General features: G+C 37.7%; 15 protein-coding genes. 6 read left to right on the forward strand and 9 right to left on the reverse strand.

The window, feature by feature from the left end:
- Positions 1-114 precede the first annotated feature (114 nt).
- On the forward strand, positions 115-630 hold the full coding sequence (locus tag AC33VI_RS16975; RefSeq protein ID WP_491783446.1) for a hypothetical protein: 516 nt from the start codon (positions 115-117) through the stop codon (positions 628-630).
- 61 nt (positions 631-691) lie between these two features.
- Entirely contained in the window at positions 692-2,605 is a 1,914-nt protein-coding gene (locus tag AC33VI_RS16980; protein ID WP_491783447.1) for a peptidoglycan D,D-transpeptidase FtsI family protein, read from the forward strand.
- Between the two features lie 302 nt (positions 2,606-2,907).
- Here the strand turns inward: AC33VI_RS16980 and AC33VI_RS16985 are convergent, their stop codons facing one another.
- On the reverse strand, positions 2,908-4,683 hold the full coding sequence (locus AC33VI_RS16985; RefSeq protein WP_491783448.1) for a spondin domain-containing protein: 1,776 nt from the start codon (positions 4,681-4,683) through the stop codon (positions 2,908-2,910).
- Between the two features lie 172 nt (positions 4,684-4,855).
- Here AC33VI_RS16985 and AC33VI_RS16990 point away from each other — a divergent pair, with 172 nt between their 5' ends.
- Positions 4,856-5,047: a hypothetical protein gene (locus AC33VI_RS16990; RefSeq protein WP_491783449.1), complete on the forward strand. Its 192-nt coding sequence runs from the start codon at positions 4,856-4,858 to the stop codon at positions 5,045-5,047.
- 6 nt (positions 5,048-5,053) lie between these two features.
- Here the strand turns inward: AC33VI_RS16990 and AC33VI_RS16995 are convergent, their stop codons facing one another.
- Both AC33VI_RS16995 and AC33VI_RS17000 read right to left on the reverse strand, forming a co-directional pair.
- Positions 5,054-5,509 carry a DUF29 domain-containing protein gene (locus tag AC33VI_RS16995; protein WP_491783450.1) on the reverse strand — a complete coding sequence of 152 codons (456 nt, stop codon included), beginning with the start codon at positions 5,507-5,509 and terminating at the stop codon, positions 5,054-5,056.
- Positions 5,510-5,756: 247 nt separating this feature from the next.
- Positions 5,757-5,945, reverse strand: coding sequence for a hypothetical protein (locus tag AC33VI_RS17000; protein WP_491783451.1), 189 nt, complete (start codon positions 5,943-5,945; stop codon positions 5,757-5,759).
- 397 nt (positions 5,946-6,342) lie between these two features.
- Here AC33VI_RS17000 and AC33VI_RS17005 point away from each other — a divergent pair, with 397 nt between their 5' ends.
- Entirely contained in the window at positions 6,343-10,365 is a 4,023-nt protein-coding gene (locus tag AC33VI_RS17005) for a DUF2157 domain-containing protein (RefSeq protein WP_491783452.1), read from the forward strand.
- 78 nt (positions 10,366-10,443) lie between these two features.
- Here AC33VI_RS17005 and AC33VI_RS17010 read toward each other — a convergent pair whose 3' ends face one another.
- From AC33VI_RS17010 to AC33VI_RS17030, 5 genes are all read right to left on the reverse strand, one after another.
- Positions 10,444-10,596 carry a QAALIT motif small membrane protein gene (locus tag AC33VI_RS17010; RefSeq protein ID WP_491783453.1) on the reverse strand — a complete coding sequence of 51 codons (153 nt, stop codon included), beginning with the start codon at positions 10,594-10,596 and terminating at the stop codon, positions 10,444-10,446.
- Positions 10,597-10,821: 225 nt separating this feature from the next.
- A complete protein-coding gene (locus tag AC33VI_RS17015; protein ID WP_491783454.1) occupies positions 10,822-11,610 on the reverse strand; it encodes a WecB/TagA/CpsF family glycosyltransferase in 789 nt (262 codons plus the stop codon).
- A 351-nt stretch (positions 11,611-11,961) separates the two neighbouring features.
- A complete protein-coding gene (locus AC33VI_RS17020) occupies positions 11,962-13,575 on the reverse strand; it encodes an Hsp70 family protein (RefSeq protein WP_491783455.1) in 1,614 nt (537 codons plus the stop codon).
- 79 nt (positions 13,576-13,654) lie between these two features.
- Positions 13,655-14,899, reverse strand: a complete 1,245-nt coding sequence (locus AC33VI_RS17025; RefSeq protein ID WP_491783456.1) for a BaiN/RdsA family NAD(P)/FAD-dependent oxidoreductase — start codon at positions 14,897-14,899, stop codon at positions 13,655-13,657.
- A gap of 35 nt (positions 14,900-14,934) precedes the next feature.
- Positions 14,935-15,102 carry a hypothetical protein gene (locus tag AC33VI_RS17030; RefSeq protein ID WP_491783457.1) on the reverse strand — a complete coding sequence of 56 codons (168 nt, stop codon included), beginning with the start codon at positions 15,100-15,102 and terminating at the stop codon, positions 14,935-14,937.
- Between the two features lie 252 nt (positions 15,103-15,354).
- Here AC33VI_RS17030 and AC33VI_RS17035 point away from each other — a divergent pair, with 252 nt between their 5' ends.
- Positions 15,355-19,308: a PAS domain S-box protein gene (locus AC33VI_RS17035; protein WP_491783458.1), complete on the forward strand. Its 3,954-nt coding sequence runs from the start codon at positions 15,355-15,357 to the stop codon at positions 19,306-19,308.
- Between the two features lie 59 nt (positions 19,309-19,367).
- A complete protein-coding gene (gene bcp, locus AC33VI_RS17040) occupies positions 19,368-19,850 on the forward strand; it encodes a thioredoxin-dependent thiol peroxidase (protein WP_491783459.1) in 483 nt (160 codons plus the stop codon).
- 61 nt (positions 19,851-19,911) lie between these two features.
- Here bcp and AC33VI_RS17045 read toward each other — a convergent pair whose 3' ends face one another.
- Positions 19,912-20,676 carry an energy-coupling factor ABC transporter ATP-binding protein gene (locus AC33VI_RS17045; RefSeq protein ID WP_491783460.1) on the reverse strand — a complete coding sequence of 255 codons (765 nt, stop codon included), beginning with the start codon at positions 20,674-20,676 and terminating at the stop codon, positions 19,912-19,914.
- Between the last annotated feature and the right edge of the window lie 19 nt (positions 20,677-20,695).

Raw genomic sequence — 20,695 nt, forward strand, 5'->3', positions numbered from 1 at the left:
AAAAATATAGTTTTTTGTAATTCAATATGAATATTTTCCCTAGACTCTTATCATTTTTTCAAATATAAGTTAGAATGCGCCCAACGACTTCGCGCTTAAATGGAGATAATTAATATGTCTGCTCTACGTCAACCTAATTTTGAAACTCAAGACTACTCTCCTAAACCTCAATTTAAGGCTAGAAAAAAAAGCGATCGCTCCTCAAATTTATCGCCACAAAAAAAAGTTAGAAAAGTAGTTAAAAGCCGTACTTTTCCTCAGCAAAGCAATCTACCAGCAAATTTAAAATTGCTTTCTTTATTACAAAAATGTTCTTTCGGTTTGGCTTTGGTTTCCATGACGGCAAGTGTTGGTTTCTATGGTGCTACGGTGCAGATTCCCCAATTATGGAGTCAAGAATATCGCAATTTAGAAAATCTACAACGCCAAGAAAGAGAGTTAATTGCGATTAATGAAAAAATTAAATATCAAATTGCTCGCGAGGCTAGCGAAGATAACCGTCTATCTATTTCCAAGCCAGAGTCGGCAGTGTTTATTTCTCCTGCAAAAGTAAATCTCAAAAGCGAATCGCAATTACCTCAAGAAGATGAAATTTTAGCAAATATTAAATACCATAATTTGGGATATTAATTAACCATTTATTATTTATCACTTATCATTTGTGAGGGCGATTTATGTTCGATAAATAATTATGACCAAATCTAGATTTAAACTTGACTGGCGAGCGAAGAATAGCAAATCTCAAGTAACTCCGAATAAAGCTCAGAATCGAAAATCTAGCTTAAAAAATAAATTTACTAATAAACAAAATTGGCAAAATCGCAGCGGTTTATTAATACGTTTATTTTTAGTTTGGGGATTTTTGGTCATAGGAACGGGGGGATTGGCTGCAAAATTGTACTATTTGCAAATAGTAGACCCAGTAATTGTTTATCCACAAGCTCCTCAAGGAAAAAGACTAACTCAAATAGCTCTAGATCAACAAACTACTAAGCTAAATTTTTATATTCCTCGCCGTCAGATAGTCGATCGCGATCGCAATGTTTTGGCTACAGATCGCATTACCTATACTCTCTACGTTCACCCTTTTCTATTTAAAAGAAATTCTCAGCCAGTACCAGCAACAGAGATCGCCGAACAACTGGCAACTATTTTAGGCAATAAAACCTCCGAACAATTGTTAGCAATTTTTCAGCAACAAGATTGGGGGATTCGTTTGGCGGGAGATTTACCAGAGTCGGTTAAAGAAAAAATTGTCGCCATGCAGATTGATGGTTTAGATCTCAAACAAAACTACAATCGTTTTTATCCCCATCGGGAAATGGCTGCGGAAGTAACGGGTTATGTCAATCTCGATAGCAGTCGCACTCCTCAAGCAGGGGTAGAATATACTCAAAATAGACTGTTAGAGCGAGAGCCAATTAGCTGGAAAATGAAACGCAGCTTTAGCAACAACCAAGCGGTATTTCATCCAGGAGATTTAGAGCGATCGCAACAGCTGTTTAATTTTGACGATCTGCGCTTGCAACTAACGATCGATCTGCGCTTGCAGCAAATTGCTCGTAACGCTCTTAACGAGCAGATGAAGGCTTATCAAGCCAAACGGGGTACGGTAATCGTCATGGATGTTAGGGATGGTGCGATCGCAGCTTTGGTTTCCGAGCCTACATACGATCCGAATACCTATTATAAATACAAAGATTTTAGCGTTTTTAAAAATTGGGCGGTTACCGATCTCTATGAACCTGGATCGACTTTTAAACCGATTAATATTGCTTTAGCTTTAGATGCGGGAGCAATTTCTCCTCACGATACTTTTAACGATACGGGAGAAATAGAAATCAAAGATGCGGTGGTACGCAACCATGACTTTCAGAAAAAAGGAGCTAGGGGCGAATTAACCCTGCCCCAGATTCTGCAATATTCTAGTAATGTGGGCATGATTAAGGTGATGCGTCGCATCGAACCTCTAGACTATTATCGAGATCTACAAAAACTCGGCATCGAAGATCCCTTAGATTTTGATATTCCTGGATACACAACAGGCAGACTCAAAAATGAAGTAGAATTCACCGTTAGAGCGATCGAACCCGCCACTACTGCCTTCGGTCAAGGATTTTCTCTAACTCCCCTAAAATTAATCCAAATTCATGCAGCTTTAGCCAATGGGGGAAAACTAATTACCCCTCACGTAGTTAAAGGTTTATCAGACTATAAAGGCTATCTGCACTATTCCTTACCACCCCACAGCAAACAAGTCTTTTCTCCCGAAACCGCTAAAACAGTACTAGAAATGATGGAAACTGTAGTGGAAGAAGGTAGTGGCTATGCAGCAAAGATTCCTGGGTATCGCATTGCGGGGAAAACAGGTACGTCGCAAAAAGCGATCGATCGTGGTGGTTATGATGAAAACGCCAAAATAACTAGTTTTGTGGCTGTATTTCCCGTAGAAGCACCTCGATACGCTGTATTAGCCGTAGTAGATGAGCCTGAAGGGGAATATACTTATGGTTCTACCGTAGCTGCACCCATTGTCGGATCGGTAATTCAAGGAATAATTAACATAGAAGGAATTCCTCCCAGCAAATCTCCAACATCCAGGTAAAGGATAGGTAGTAGTTAGTAGTTAGTAGTTAGTAGTTAGTAGTACCCCTATTAAGGTTAACCTTTGTACTATCTAGAACTTATCGGGGATTTAGAATGCGATCGCGATCGATGGCATCCTAAAAGAAATACAGCGTTTTTCAGTTTACTGAGGTACATCTAACTTCTGCCTCCTGCCCCCTGCCTCCTGCCTTAAAACGATCTATTCTGTACCTGACTTAGATGAAAACTGCTGTAAGATAATTGCAGACCTCTGATGTAACAGCTACAGCTACCTCGACCTTAACGGAGAACTCAATGAGATTAAATAGTATCGACATAAAAAGTAATTCCATCATTGCCTTCGGCAATAAAGATTTCATCTGCCAAATATTCTATCCTTTGAGTTTCCGAAGTAGTGTAGAAATGAACATCTAATTCCGTATTATAAAAACGATATAAAGGTTCTGTATTTTCTACCCTTTCATTGTAACCATAAAAAGCTATACCTTCAAAATTATAATTATCAAGTTCCATCACTGCTTCTTTTTCTATTTCTGAAGGAGTATACAGATGTTGACCAGTAACGCGATTAAAGAAGCGATAAATAGGATCTCCCGATGCTTCATCTCCTCCTAGAAAAGCGACGCCTTGAGATTCATACTGAGGTAAATTACCTAAAATATAGTCCCGTTCGATAATTGAAGTAGTATAAAATTGTCCGAAGGAGTTTGTATCCTGAAAACCATATACTTCCTCACGAATTGGCAAATCTTCGGTGGTAATAGTAATTTGAAGCAGATCGTAGTCTGGCTGGGTAAAATCAGCATTAGTAAAATCTTCTTGACTCAGAATGTTACCCCCCACTCTATAACCTGGGTGAGGGACGACTATTTTGCCTTCAGTTTCTCCTGTATTGGGAGTTGCTTGTCCTAACAAAGGAGTATTGGCAGCTAATTCGTCGTTGACTTCAGCTCCCGCATCAAGAACATTTGCCCCCCTAACTGTTAAATCTAAGCCGAGAAAATTACCATTGCGATCGAATATTTTATGAGTCGTACCATTTCCATTAGCAACAAAAGCATCATTGGAAGGTAAAACCATTGAGGCATAATTAAAGTAACGATTAGAAATTTGAGAACGGTCTACTGTTATGGTGTGAGTTACTGTTTCTTGGGGGTCTAAAATTTCAGCAGTTCCTTCATCGTTACTAATTACCCCTTGGATATCTCCCCATTCCCCTAGAGAGAATTCATCTTTTAAGATTGTAGTATCTCCATCTTCTGCCAAACTTGCTAAACCAGGAGAAGCAGGACGATTGATATCGTAAGTTTCATAACTACCGTCGCTAAAACCGTACCAAATAGGAGATAGAGAAGTTCCTCGTTCTGGTGACAAGTTAGTTACAGTAATAGTTAGCTCGACTAAATCTGGATTGCTGACTTCTCCACTACCATCATGTACGGTTAGTTTGGCAATTTCATAGTCAGAATTTGTCAGATTTTCCGAACCAGGATAAAGTTCCTCCAATCTACCTCCAGCAAGATATCCTGGGTGAAGATCTACTACTCCCCCTTCAGGTACGCCAGTATTAGGTTGCTCTTGTCCCCCAAAAGCAGTGCTTTCTCCATCTTCATTATTTCCTTCTGTTCCTGCATCCCACAATCGATTGCCATAAATAATATATTCTCTAGGAATAAGATTTCCATTAACATCGAATAAATCGATCGCCCTAGAGTTTTCATTGGCAATAAAAGCATCGTTAGAAGGAATTAACATCGAAGCATAGGAAAGATACTGTTGATTGGCATCGTCTGAATCTATTTCTATACTAATTTCTGCCTTTTCTCCAGGATCGATGAGGTTTTCCGTTCCTTCTCCTCCAACAATAAGACGATCCAAATCATTTCGATAGTTGAATTCTTGGCTCAAAATATCTGTATTTCCATCTTCTGCCAATCTTTCTAAACCCAGAGAGGCAGGGCGATAGCGATCGAATAAGTCGAATCTACCATCGTGTATGCCGATCCAAGTAGGTGTAAGAAAAGTTCCTGCTTCGGTGGATAGGTTTTCGATGGAAATATATACAGTTTCTGGCATTGGTTTTGCTTCAATCTAATTCAGCCATCTTATAATTCCCAAAAACTTTGTATCAATAGCTATTGTCAATAATTAGTCATAAGCACCACTAAGCAAAAATCCCAATAAACGTCTCAAACGAATCATTCAGTATTTTGATCGAGGGGGAACTGTTGGAGTAGAAAACAATATTTTGGCTGGGTTAAATACTTCTGGGAATTTCGATTTGGCTTCTTTGAATAATGCTAGTGTAGGGCGATCGACAATTCCCAATAAGACAATTAATATAAACCAAACGGTGGTTACGCCCGATGCTGATAGTTTTGGTCTTAATGCCGATCATCGGAATCAAGATTTAGTTGAAAGAATGAGAAGAGGGATTTAGCCTTCATTAGTTGAGAGGTTGAGACGGAGGTATAACGCCAAAATAATTTTCATCCATGGCGAATTCTAACGTGATTTTCGCGCCCTCTTTAATTTCAAATTCTGCTTTAGATGATTTAAGTACATCTTGAAATATCTCTGGATAGATTTCTTTCATATATTTATGAAAGCTTGGATTGCGCTTTAATAAACGATTGATGCGATTGCGGAAATTAATTACTTCAGCTTTCCAATGCCTATAATTTCGCTCCTTTTCCGATTCCCAATAACTAAGCTTGAGGAGATGAGCGATCAATTGTTCGAGATAACTTTCAAGCGATCGCTTTTCTGATTTCCCCATATCATCGATTTCGTCCAGCAAATTATCCCAATCCATATTTTCAAAATCACGGGTTAAAATCGCTTTTTTGGTTTCTTCAACCCACAGGTTAAAATCGCGATCGTGTAATTCTTTGATTGACATTCTTAGTTTTATTGCAAAAGCTCGGAATTATCTTTAATAACTGTGTAGAACTTGTTAAGGAATTTAGCTAGGTGAATTTATTCAATTCTATAAAGATTATGGTACAACAATTTGATGCGATCGCCTTTGAAACAAAGCGCGACGAGATTTACGAGCAAACCCATAGCCCACAGTTACATTATCTAAACAGAAATAATCAATATATTTAGGTATTGCAGGGATGGTTTAGAGTTGCTAAGATTTTAGCTTATCGCTCAAATAGTTCGATTTGTTTCCAATTATCCGAACCTTGAAGAGATAAATTTTTAATGGCTACCCGTTCTTTTGTTTCCAAAGCGATCGCACTGTAAGTAATTCCCGTTCCGCCCTCGCCAATAACTTGAAGAATCTTATATTTTTGGTTGAGAATGTCTCCAGTTTGGTGCCCTCGGTTCATGGGAAAATAGTATTTTTATGTTTTATTATTCAAACATAATTGAAATACTTGCACTTTTATAATTCTTTACTAATTCTTTAAAAGAATATTAATTAAGGAATAAGTAATGAGCTAATTATTTTAACTGCTGTAGCTCTAGGAATAAAAATATAATTATAAATAGTACCAACTTCTAAGAAAGCAAGATATAAAGAGAAAGATTTCATCTATTTACAAAATTTTGAAATTATCTCCCCCTAACTTTTCGCTCTATCCATTATCCTCAAATTTAGAATAGTAATCTCACTTTGAGTAAGGAAAGTCATTACTTTACCCACTACCGTAGGGGCGGTTCGGACGCGAAGCTAATCCTTTAGGGCGAACCGCCCCTACCTACTACCCACTACCCATTCAACATATGCCTCCAGACGATAACACTTGGCTGAATCTAGAATTTTATGTCAGATCTGACCATCCAGAATTACTTAATGGTTTAGATCTCTGGCTAGAGTTGGGTTTGGTTAATCCAAGGCAGGTGATGCAATTTTGTCGTCAGAATTTGAGTTGCCCTTTACCCGAAATAGAAGTAGTAAGGAAGATTCAAACCACAGAATTAACAGAAAACACAGCCAAATCAAAAGAATTAGTAGTTGCATCTAAGCCCAGTTTAATTAATCGTATTTGGCAAGGGTTTTTAGATGAATTAAGTATTCGTTGGTTGCTATTTTTGGGCATATTTTTAGTCGTTATTTCTTCAGGAGTTTTGGCAGCCAGTCAGTGGGATAATTTTCCTCATTTCGCTCAATATTTAATTTTATTAGTCTATACTTTAGGGTTTTGGGGGATTGGTTTTTGGTCGAGTCAGCAAGATAATTTAAAATTAACTTCCCAAACTTTAAGTGCGATCGCGATGTTATTAGTACCGATTAATTGTTGGGCGATCGGTCATTTTGGTTTGGGTAATTCTATTTGGGAATGGATTACTTTAATAGTTGCTTTGGCTGCCTTGGGCATGATTTTACTGTGTCAGCCTCAACTAAGTAAGAAATATAATAATAAATTTTTTCTGCCTTTATTTATCGGTTTGAGTGGGTTAAACCTTATTTGGCAGTTCGTTCCTTTTCCCGTAGTTATTCTTTATGGCAGTATTCTAACTATCAGTTCGATACATTATTTCTTTTTATTACCCAAACAAAAATATCCTTTTTTTAGTTTATTATTTTTATTATCGGCTTGGTCTTTATTATTAGTTAGAACTTTATTAAGTCCAGAAAGTCATTTAACCAATTTAGCGATCGCCATCTTTGGTTGGATTTTAGCCACCATATATTTAACCAAAGAAAAACAAGTAGTAGACTTCTTAGAGAAGTCAGGGCAAAGCAATCAAGCTAAACCAGAAAACGAGGGACAAAACACTATTACAGCAGATCTAGTAGCTAATGCTAATAATAGTGAAATCTCTCAGTCGGAAACCGAAAGATTGACGGATTCTTTTATTAGTAAAGTTTTACAAGTAATTAGTATTCTCTTATTTATTGGTACTTGGTTTGTATCCCTGATAGGAGGAATTTTTGACGACTCCTCTTTATTTTTCTGGCAAACTGTCGCCATCAGCTGTTTGGCAATTCATTTATACAGTCAAAGATTGACAATATATTGGCGCAAGCGAGATCTGACTGCAATATTTTTGATTGGTTTGCAAACTGTATATATCGCTAAAGAATTAATTCCTCCTAATATTCGTAGTGGTGCTTTAGATTTAGCAGTAAATATTAGTAAGACGGAATATCTCCCCGAATCGGTATTTGGAGTTACCCTGTTTCCCTACCTTATTTTATTTATCTTTATTGCTTCTTGGTTATATCGTCGAGAAAAAACAGAGTTAGCAAACTATACCGAAGGGCTAACTTTTCTTTTAGGAATAGGATTAACCTATCTCAGCTTATCAAATCCTACTTGGCGATCGCTCAATTTACTATTCTCAACGGCGACTTTGGGTTATGTGGCTTATATCCGCCAGCCTCTAAGAATCTTCTCGATTTATCTAACTCATCTATTGGGTTTGGTGACAATTGTTAATGGGATTGATGTAGTATTTCCCAATCTATCTAAATCTGTTTGGGGAGGTATTTTTATTCTCTTGATGGCGGGAGAATGGTCGATCTACAGTCGTCAACGAAGAAGAGAGCAAGAAAATTATTTATCGGTTTTCAAAGAAACTAGTTGGTATGCTGGCTTATTACTAGCAGGGATTAGTTATCTTTGTTTTTCCAACCAGATCGTCGATAATTATCCCCCAAAACTATTTACTGTTGCTTCGAGTTTAATCTGGTTGGCTGCACCAGGGATGCTTACCTGGGTGGCAAAGTATACTCCTAAAATTCAACGACGACGCACTGCTACTGCCCTTAGCTGTATCGCCTTAATCGCAGCTGAGATTTTATTTTTAAGCGATCCCATTGTGAGGTTAATCGGTTTGGGTTTTGCGATCGCCCTAATGTTTGTCAATGGGTTTAATTTCCGTCGCACTTGGGTTACCGCGCTTCATTGGGGTTTTGGTTTGAGTTTAACAGTTAGTTTGGCGGATAGTTTTGTCAGGGATGAAAACTGGTTAATATTATTTGGCTTATTAATCTTGGCGTTATACAAATTCTATTTTTATTTAACAGATATTATCAATACTCCTCGGTTTGACTATATCTCCCAGCGGAATGCTTACAGCACTCTGGGAGTAGGAGTAGAAGCCAAAAACTTTAAATTAATTAGAAAATATCTTAAATCTGCCGACTATTGGGCGATCGCTTTAACTACCATTGTTACCGCTAGTCTCAGCATTATTTATCTCGATTTAGCCAGGTTTAATATTTATCCCCAATACCTCATTACCGCAGTTTTAATCGTGGGGGGAATTATTTGGCGGTATCGACAGCAGCCCAATAACTGGGCTTTGTATAATCTTGCTTGGCTAATAGAATTAATCGCAGTCGGCACTGTATCTTTATTAGGAGGTAAAGATCTTAGCTTTGCCGTTAGCAATATTCTACTGGGTTTATCGGCTTGGCTGTTACTCCAGTCAACAAGCAAAAACAATTCCTCTTGGGCAAAACTCAATCTAAATTACATCCCTCTAATCTATGCAGCCTTAGCAATTCTCTGGCGATCGCATCTATATAATAGCTATACAGGAATTATCACTCTCGGCGCAGCTTTCCTACTCATTAATACTCCCCAAAAAAAACAACCATTAAACTTAATTACCAACTACCTGGGTTGTCTCGGTATTACTTGCGGTATCTACGAATTAGTCATTTATAAAATGCAGCAGTCATCGGGGGGTAGTGTAGCTGATGGCATGACTGTTTTAGCTTTAGTGGCTGCTGCGATCGCTTTTTCCTATCGCCTGACTGCTTGGTGGTGTCGCCAACGCCATCGTCAAACCATTTTTAATCTAAAGTTAGCCAAAGTTATTTTAGTGGCACATATCCACTGGGCGATTAGCAGTATTCTTAAAATTATCGCTGCCAGTATTGCGATCGAAAGCACCACTCCTCGACTCACTCCCCTGAGTATTGCCACTAGCTTCTGTTTAGGCGGTTATGCTGTTATTCAAGGCAAAGATCGCGATCGAGAAAGCAACAATAATAATAATGACTGGTGGGTATATGTTGGCTTAGTAGAAATTGTTGCCACTCTGGTTTATAGTCGCCTAATCATTAGCAAACTCAGTTTCTTCGATCCTTGGCGAGTGATTTTTACCTGTGCTATTGCTTTGCTTATCTACCAAATACCCTGGCAAAATTTCGGCTGGCGGGAAACCCCTTGGCAACGGATGGCAGTAATTACTCCCGCCCTCATGACTTTAGTTACTGCCGAAGACATATCTTATTTAAGTTTATTGGCTACCACTATTTTTTATCTACGCATCGCCTATTCACAAAAAAACCCCCGCTGGAGTTACCTCAGCCTGGGATTTATTAATTGGGCTATTCTAAGATTAATTTGGCAATTCAATACTGAAATAATTTGGCTGGCAGCAGTTATTAGTCTGTCGCTACTATATGTAGCCCAAATCGATTCTTACTTTATTGCCCAACGCCAACAACGTCACGTCTTGCGATCGATTGCTTGCAGTATTATCTCTATTGTCGCCCTTTTCTATCAAGATCCAGGGATAATTCCTGGTGCAATTAGTTTTAGTTTAATTTTTCTTGGTTTGGGTTTGAGAATTAGAGCTTTATTGTTTTCTGGCACTATTACCTTGATTCTAACCGTCTTCTATCAACTAGCCAGTTTAATTGCTACTTTTGCTTTTCTCAAATGGGTAGTTGGTTTGTTGGCGGGAATTTTTTCCATTGTCATAGCTGCTGGATTTGAAAAGAATCGCGATCGCTTCTCAGCCAAGTTTAAAAACTACTATCAACAATTACAAGATTGGCAATAAAAACACTATTGATTAATTCCCCACAAACCAAGATAGACTAATAAATTTTATTAATAAATATGATTAACCAAAACTAAACTACCATGCCAGAAAATTCGCCTGACTAAAAAACCTAGGAATCATCTTTTCTCCTGAATCTAAAGTAGGCGAATTAGATGGTTGTCCACCCAAATTGATAAATAAATAGATACAAACCGTAAAGATTGCAGCTAGCAGCATTTTTTCCAACATCGTTAATCCCTAATTCTAATCTCACATATCAATAGTATGTCTTATTACTAGGAATTAATCTAGATGTTTGTAACTAAATCTGTATCTCTCAGCCAAAACTTTAAATTTACTTTATGAGTTGTAAATATACAATAAAACTTCTGAAATATATTAATAACGATCGCCTTTCCCCATCAGCTTAAAATTACCGCTCGATCTTCTAAATTATTGTCGAGGGAGCAATTTTTATCTAGATTCAAATAGATTTTCTCGATGGGCAAAGTTTCTTTTACGAGCTAATCTCAACTTTTGACGCAAAATCAAGGCAAAAAAGACGGTATCTTCTAGCAAATATCTTTTCCAAAGTCTACCAGGTTCGGACAATAGTCTATAGAGCCATTCTAAACCAACCGAACTCATCCAGGCAGGAGATCTCTTTAAATTTCCCGCTTCAAAATCAATGGTAGCCCCAATGGCAAAAAAGGTTTTAATTGAAGTCAAGCGAGATCTATGACGGCAAATCCATTTTTCCTGTTTTGGCGCGCCTACTCCCACAGCCAATACCGTTGCACCAGAACTATTGATTAAATCGACGATTTTTTGACATTCTGCGGGATCGTTTTCAAATCCGAAGGGAGGAGAATAACTATCTATTACTATATTTCTACCAACTTTTTGATTGATGCGATAGCGAGCTTTTTCTGCTACTCCTGATAAACCGCCCAACAAAAAGATTTTGACATCTTCATCGTAAGCATAGCGTTGGTAAAACGCAGGAAATAAATCCGAGCCTGAAACTTTCTCTTTAAGAGGATGTCCTAAAAAACGAGAAGCATACATAACCAATTGACTGTCACATACTCGATAGTCAGCTTCTTGATAAACTCGATAAAATTGACGATCCTTTTGCAACTTGACTAAGTGATCGACATTAGGTGTAAATACTACCCCACCAAACTTGAGCCTTTCTAATAGCTCTTGCATACCTATATTATCAATGGAAACATTAAGTATATTTACTCTCTTCGCTTTCATAGCTTTCTAATATCTTTATATAACAGTTAGTGGATATTGATATGGTGCTGTAATACTTCTACGTTTAAATTTTTGATTTATGCCTATAGGTATTTATGACTAATTTGGCGTAATTAAAAGGTTAACATTAAGCTACAAATAAAATCTGACTACTCAGTACTAATATGTAAGTTTTCCAGATTTGACTGAGTCTAAAACCATAATCGTGGGTAGTTATTTCCTTCTAACTTTTCTTTCAATGAGCTCTTAAATCCTGTAATCAGCCAAAATTTGGCAAAAGTTTGCAAATCATAAATTATCTGTAATATTTACTAGTGGTATCTACCTATATACATATTACAGTATGAGTTCTTAGTTTAGCTGCACAACAATGTAATTATTCAGTAAAGTTTCCTGAGTTAATAAGTCTTCTACTGTAATACGTAAGTACCTTTGAGAGTCAATCTTAAATAACAATTTCAAGCGATCGCTCCCAGGATTACCGAGAGGATCTAACCGCGCAATTGTCCTCCCTCCCTCGCTATCGTTCAACGGCTGAACCTCAGTATTACCAGTATCTACAGTTTTAGCAACCAAGCGATCCCCTTCAAAATATACTTCCCTGCTAGCAGTCTGAGAAGCCAATTCGCCAATAATTAATTCCAAGCTAGTTTGATTGGGGGTAGAAGCCCCCAAAACCAGTTCTATCGGTCGATTGGTAGGATAAGGCTGTCCTTGTTGAATAATTGGATGCCAATCGTGTCTTTGAGTCTTGCGATTCCAATATCTAATACCGTAACTATGATAGAGAAAGTCTTGTATTTCAACGCTTTGGGCTACTTGTAATGCTCCTGTGGCGATCGCATCAAAGTGTCGTTGGTTCTTTACCAAAACTTCATCAAAATACTGTTTGACCCAGTTTTGAACTGCTGGTATTTTCACCGATCCGCCTACTAGAAGTATACTATCAATATCCGTATTTTCTACACCATTTCTTCTAGCTTGTTGCAAAACTTGACTCATTAGATCGTTAAGGCGAGCGAAAAACCCTTGTTCTTGCAGAATTTTTTCAAAACTATCTCTCTCCAAAGCCAATTCGTAGGTTTCTAAAGTTTCGTCATTAAAATAAACCTCTTCTGCCGATTCATTGTCTGACAGCTTAATTTTCAGTCTTTCTGCCAAACGAGTCGTCAAACTAGATTTAGGCATTCCTTGAGTGCGAGCAAAATAATCCACCAACCAGTTATCAATATCCGCCCCTCCCAGGTTAGCCCCCGCTTTAGCAATTACCTTCGCAATATTTTTCTTTTGGGCGGAATTTTCTCCCAACATTTTCTTACCCCACTTGAGGATAAAACCGCGAGTTTGAGGGCTAGCTGCCTGAGACAAACGAACTAAAGAAAGATCGATCGTTCCCCCGCCAAAATCCACTACCAGTAGCAGTTCTCCGTCTGCCACCCCATAGCCCAAAGCAGCAGCAGTTGGCTCGTCGAGAATTTTAATTTGTTCTACCGCCAAAGACTGACACACTCCCATTAACCAGTTGCGATAGGATTCAAAACTATCGACAGGCACGGTTAAAACCAAAGAATCTAAATTTTCTGCTGTTTCTCCTTGAAGAGATGCGATCGCCTGACGTAAAAATAATTCTCCAACGCGATCGAAAGAGATAGTTTCGCCGTCTAATTCTGGTAAAAAACCTTGAATATCCGTACCAATTCCCCGTTTAAAATTGCGAAAAAAACGCGGATTATTCGCAAAATCCAATCCGCGATCGCGCACCACCTGCCCTGCTAAGATTTTAGACTGTTGGGCATCTTCTATATATACCAAACTGGGAATTAGAGGCGGTAAACCACTAATCTGTTGCGAAAGATGGGGTAATCTGACTAACTCGGCTTGTTGCGTCGCGCTATTCCAGCGAGCGATCGCTGTATTGCTAGTACCAAAATCAATTGCGTAAGAGCTAGTAGAATTACTCACCATTACCAAATATTAGATCTAAAGTTTAATTAAAAAGGTTTATTTATTGCAGATTAGTCTATCGTAATTAGGGAGCTAAAAATTAATTAGAATGGCTATGATTGGCGATCGCATTACCTGCCAACCAAGCCGTAGTCCAAGCACTCTGGAAATTGAACCCTCCAGTCACCCCATCAATATCTAATACCTCCCCTGCAAAATATAAGCCAGGACATTTTTTGCTTTCCATAGTTTTAAAGTTAATTTCTTTGAGACTGACTCCCCCACAAGTAACAAATTCCTCTTTAAATACTCCCTTCCCTTTGATTTGATATTGTCCTTGAATTATTTCTGTGACTAATTTATTTAATTCCTTGTTACTAATTTCCAACCATAGTTTATCTGGATTAATAGAGGCATATTTGACGAAACTGTGCCACAATCTTTTGGGTAATTTAACAGGACAGTAATTAACAATTTTTTTCTTAGAATGAGTTTGCTTTATTGTCTTAAACTCTTGCTTTAAAGTTTCTTGATTGTATTCTGGTAGCCAATTAATTTGTAATTCAGAACTATATTTAAGTTCGTGTAAAAATCTTGCTCCCCAAGCAGATAATTTTAAAATTGCAGGGCCACTCAGTCCCCAATGGGTAATTAATAATGCTCCATTTTGTTCTAGTTTATTTTTACCTTTGCCCAAACGAACTGTGGCATTACTAACACTAACTCCCGCTAAATCTTGTAGGCGAGGATCTTTAAGATTAAAAGTAAATAAAGAAGGTACGGCAGATTCAATTTTGTGTCCTAAATTTTTTGCCCAACGATAACCTAGAGGATTGCTCCCCGTAGCGATTAAAAGGCGATCGCAGTGCAATATTTTTTCATTTTTTAATTCTACTTGGAAATAGCTTTTCTCTTCTCGATCCAAAAATTGCTTAACCGATTTAACCCCAACTCCCACTTGTAAATCTACCCCTGCTAGATCGGCAGCTTTCATTAAGCAATCAATAATTGTGGTCGAATTATCGGTAATGGGAAACATTCTACCATCAGCCTCGGTTTTTAACTTTACTCCCCGCGACTCGTACCACTTCACCGTATCTTGTGGCTGGAAACGAGTAAAAGCACCACGCAAAGCTTTACCGCCTCTGGGATAATTTTCTACCAAACGGGAAGGATCGAAACAGTGATGGGTCACATTACATCGACCACCACCAGATATACGGACTTTTGCTAAGGGTTTGCGTCCCGCTTCAATCAAAGTTACTTTAAGACTGGGGTTTGCTTCAGCACAAGCGATCGCACCAAAAAAACCCGCAGCACCACCGCCAACAACTATTACCTTCAACTTATAATCGCATTTTTGAAAATTACTAATTTAGTTTAATATCTTCTGGTCTTCAAAATTCCCCAAGTTAAACCAGAAATAACCGCAGTTATTAGCAAAGTAGTAATTACACCCCCTGAAATAAAGGTAATAAAACCGATACCTCGCAAGATATATAAAGAGAGAAAACCCATTAAAGAGATAAAAAATATATTGAGTATCATAGATTAAATTGGTGGTAATTCTAAGTTTTTTAATCTGTATCAAATAACTAAGTAAAATAGCGGTTCTATCTTATATTTTCTTGGATTTTGCCCAAAAAATTTATAAATTGGGAATTATAGGAGCATAACAATTAATGGCTAACTATGCCAGTTAATTGTTGTCCTTAAAAACAAAAGTCGAAGTAGGCAATTTAGAGCTTAATTGACAACACCAACTAAAATCCAATTTTATACTTAATAAAAAGATTATAGATGAATTCTCAACCTAAATATGACTTAGTTGAAGCGGAAAAAAACCGAGTTTTAGGTAACAACTTTGAAGCGTTAAATCTATACGATCGCGCCATTGCAGGAGCAAAAGAATCTGGATCGATCCAAGAAGAAGCTCTCGCCAACGAACTAGCAGCCAAATTTTATCTCGATTGGGGCAAAAAAAAGATTGCAGCAGTTTATCTGCAAGAAGCCTATTGTTGCTATGAGCGATGGAACGATCGAGCCACAATAGACCGTCTAGAGCGAAACTATCCAGAACTACTGCGCCCTATCCTGCAACAGAAAAACCAATCTTTTAATTATTTACTAACCCTTTCATCCTGTTCGACTTTAAATGATTCTAGCGATCGAACTTCCCAAAGTGGTTTTAGTTCTAATCATGTTCTCGACTTAGCAAATATCCTCAAATCTGCGCGAACTCTCACAGAAACTTTAGAACTGGATAAATTACTCAAAAAACTGAGTCAAATTATTCTGCAACACTCAGGATGCGATCGCCCGATTATTGCTTTACTAGATAATATTGGCAAGTGGGAAATTTATGTTAACGGGGATTCGCGAAATTTAGAAGCAATAGATCGTTCATCCGAAATTAATCTTTATGCTCCTGAAAAACTAATTAACTATATCAAAAACACTCAAGAAATAGTCTCGATTGATGACTTAGAAACTGACTTACCTGTTATTGATGACTATTTAAGGGAACAGAAACCTCAAGGTATTTTGGCGTTACCTCTAAAATATCAAGAAAATTTTTTAGGAGTTGTATATCTACATTCTTCTAAGACTAAAAACTTCTTCAGTCGTGAAAAAACTATTATTATAGAATTCCTCTGTTCTCAAGCTGCCATTTCCCTTCAAAATGCTTATTTATTCGATCGAAATCAAAAGGCAAACAAAGAACTATTACATAAAAATATATTTTTAAACAGACAACAAGAATCTTCTCCCGATGGCATACTCGCAGTAGATGGGAATCGCCAGGTTATTTTTTATAATCAGCGTTTTATCGAACTTTGGAATATTCCCGAAACCGTTATAGCCACCCAAGACGATCGACAACTTTTAAACTTTGTTTTAGCTCAACTAGAAAACCCAAGGGAGTTTTTGGCTAAAGTTGAATATCTTTATTCCCATTTCCAAGAAAGTAGCTGTGATGAAATTGCTCTCCAAGACGGACGCTTTCTAGAGCGATATTCTTATCCAGTAAAATTTTTTCCCTTAGATCGATCTGATAGTCGTATTTGGTATTTTCGCGATATTAGCGATCGCAAAGCTGCTGAATTAGCTTTAAAATTAAACGAAGCAAGAGCCAAAGGAGCATTTGAACAGGCGGCAATCGGTATTGCTGAGATAGATTATCGAACTGGTCGTTTGACTAAAATAAACAATTATTTCTGCCAGATGATTGGCTACAATCGTTCGGAGTTATTAAAACTTCCCATCAAACAGTTAACCCATCCTGACGATTTCGTAGAATGCCAAAAATATCTTCAAAAACTTTTTCGGGGAGAAATTGACAACTTCACCCTGGAAAAACGCTACATTCGCCAAGATGGTTTGGTTTTTTGGGCAGCTACAACTATTTCGATCGTCGATCTTCCAGGGGAAAAAGCTCAAAGAGCTTTAGCAATGATTAAAGATATTAGCGATCGCAAACGAGCCGAACAAAAACTTAAATTTACCCAGTTTGCTTTAGATAATTTTGCAGACCATGTTTTGATCTTGAAAATGAATGGTCAGATAGTAGACGCTAATCCTGCTTGCTGCCAAAGCTTGGGCTACTCCCATCAAGAGTTATCTAGTCTAACGCTATTGGATATTTCCCCCCATGCCAAACTAATTTGGGAAATCCTCAAAGAAGTAATTAAAGAAAATCGCAATATGTGTTGGGGATCTATTTATCAAAGAAAGTCGGGGGAAATATTTCCCGTCGAAGTTTCTGCTAATTATCTCGAATATGAAGGTGAAGAATATATAGTCAGCATCGTTAGAGACATAACAGAACGAAAAGCCAAAGCAAAATCTCTGAGCTTGACTAAATTTGCCTTAGAAAATACAGCAATGGCAATTTTTTGGATCGATCGCCAGGGAAAAATTATTGATGCCAATCAATCTGCTTGTAACAATCTTGGCTACGAATTTGAAGAACTGCGACAACTGCACTTTTGGGAATTTACTCCCAGTTTCCCTGTTGATTTTCCTCAAGAAGCTTGGACTGCCCATTGGCAACAAACCAAACAAAATACTTATCAAAGATTTGAAGCAGAACATCAAACTAAGCAGGGCAAGATTTTTCCTGTAGAGATTACCAGCAACTATCTAGAATATGAGGAAGAAGGCTTTATTTTTGCTCAAGCCCAAGATATTAGCGATCGCAAACTAGCAGAACAAAGATTAGAGCAAGCCAATCAAAGACTTGAAGAGTATTCTCGTACTCTCAAGCAAAAAGTTGAAGAACGGACAATAGCTTTAACCAAATCAAATCAACAATTAGAACAAGCAAAAGAAAAAGCAGAAGTTGCCAATCAAGCAAAAAGTGCCTTTTTAGCCAATATGAGTCACGAATTGCGCACTCCGATGAACTCTATTCTGGGTTTTACTCAACTTTTATTGCGAGACAATACTGTAGAATGTGTAGAATGCGATCGACAGGTGAAACTCAGAACCATACAGCGTAATGGCGAACATTTATTGGCATTAATTAATGATATTCTCGATATGTCAAAAATTGAAGCTGGTCGCATGAGTTTGAATCTAACTTGCTTTAATCTCTGGCAAATGCTCGACCGCATTAAAAATATGTTGTTATTCAAAGCCCGACAAAAAAATCTTAACTTATGCTTTGAATTAGCCTCTAACTTACCGCAATTTGTGGTCGCCGACGAACAAAAGCTATGTCAAGTGTTGATCAATTTATTAACTAATGGCATCAAATTTACTACCAAAGGAACAGTTTATTTGACTGTTAAACCCGACCCAGATCGGGAAAATCTTTTACTGTTTGAAGTTCGAGACACGGGTAAAGGAATTGACCCAGAGGACTTAGAAACCCTGTTCCAACCATTTGTTCAAACTAGATCGGGAAAATTTCAAGAAGGAACTGGTCTAGGTTTAGCCATTAGTCAAAAATTCGTGCAAGTCATGGGAGGTAATCTTACCGTCAATAGTAAATTAAATATTGGTTCTGTTTTTCAATTTCAAATTGTTGTTGAAACAATCGTTCAAACCAAGCCAAATTCTCTACCTTCAGAACCAAAAAAAGTAGTTGCTTTGGCTGCCAATCAAAGAACATATCGTATTTTAATTGTGGACGATCTGGTTGAGAATAGAGTAATAGTGAAAGAATTATTGGCAAAGTTCGGCTTTGAAATAAGAGAAGCTGTTAATGGTGCAGAGGCTCTAAAAATAATCGAATTATGGCAACCAGATTTAATTTTGATGGATATACGTATGCCTGTGATGGATGGTATTGAAGCTACTCAAAGCCTTAAGTCTAATCCTCTAACTGAGAAAATCAAGATCGTTGCTCTCACTGCATCTAGCTTTGAAGAAGAGCGAATCAAAATCTTGGCTTCTGGCTGCGATGATTTTATAGCCAAGCCTTTTCGAGAATCAGATTTATTAGAGAAACTCGCCTATCATTTAGAAATTGACTATATTTACGAACTCGTTCTCGATCCAGAACAACAAGCAGATAATTCTGTCGTCGATTTACAATCGGCGTTCGACCCTAATATATTGCAAGAGATACCTGATAATTGGTTTGAACGAGTCAATAAAGCTGCCATAGCTCTTGATGAAGACCGACTTTACCAATTACTTGAAGAAATTCGAGAAAAACATACTTCTCTAGCTAAGATAATCGAGCAGAAAATTGATAATTTTGCCATGGATGAAATTTTGGTGATGTTTGATGCTTATAAGAGTTAGTGATATTTTTTCTCTCCTTTTTTTGATGTATTAATTAAATTATAGTTCAGGCAATAACCATGACTCAGATACCAGAAATAGGACAAGTCGCTCCCAATTTTTCTGCTAAAGATAAAGAAGATAATATTGTTAGTTTGGAAGCAAAAAAAGGTAGTTGGATAGTATTGTATTTTTATCCTAAAGATAATACTCCTGGCTGTACCACAGAGGCTAAAGACTTTACTGAATATACGGAACAATTTCAAGAATTAGGAGCAGAAATTATTGGGGTAAGTCCTGATTCGGCTAAATCCCATGCTAAGTTTATTGACAAACATAATTTATCTATCACACTATTAACAGATCCCGAGCGCGAAATCATTGAAGCTTATGGTGCTTGGCGATTAAAAAAATTTATGGGTAAAGAATATATGGGAGTGGTGCGATCGACTTTTTTGATTTCTCCCAATGGTAAAATTGCCCAAGTTTGGGATAAGGTTCGAGTTAAAGGTCACGTAGAGAAAGTTTTGGCAGAATTAACAGCAAAGATCCCCAATCAATAAATAAATAATTAATTTGAACTCAGGTTAACTAGCCACCCACTTACCCCGTGTTTCCTATCAGTTAATGAAAATGAGTTAGAGAATGAGGTACTTCTAAACCATTAGCTTCCATCAAAGCTTTATCTTGCATAATTTCTCTAGGATTACCATCAGCCATAACTCTACCGCCATCGAGCAAGATGACGCGATCGCATACTTCCAAAATCAATTCTAAATCGTGAGCGGAAACCATAATTGTTTCGCCAGAAGTTTGGAGAAACTTGATCAATCTGCGTCTGGCACGTAAGTCGAGATTGGCACTAGGTTCGTCGTAAAGGACTATTTGAGGTAGCATGGCTAATACTGCTGCGATCGCCACCATACATTTTTCTCCCCCTGAAAGCTGATGGGGAATGCGATCGATTAAATGGGTAACTCCCGTTAACGATAAAGCGGCGTTGACTCTAGTTTCAATTTCTTCGACAGAGAGTCCGATATTTTCCAAACCAAAAGCAATATCATCCCGCACTGTTGGACAAAATAACTGATCGTTGGGGTTTTGAAATACCAAACCAATTTCGGGGTTAAACTCTCCTGCTTGGATCGGGCGATCAAAAAGCCTAATTTCACCATAGGTAGGTCGTAGAATACCGCACATAGTCAAGAATAGACTTGTTTTCCCCGCACCATTTGCACCAATCAAGCCGACTGTTTCCCCAGCGTTAATTTCTAAATTAATATCGGTCAGAATAGATCTTTCATCGCTGTAACTAAAACATAAATTACGTAGAGAAATTGCTTTAGTTTTTAAGGATAGGTTCTTGGCAGTTTTTACTAAGTCGTTCATTAGTTTGTTCTAATACAAT

This window comes from Waterburya sp. (assembly GCF_058530065.1).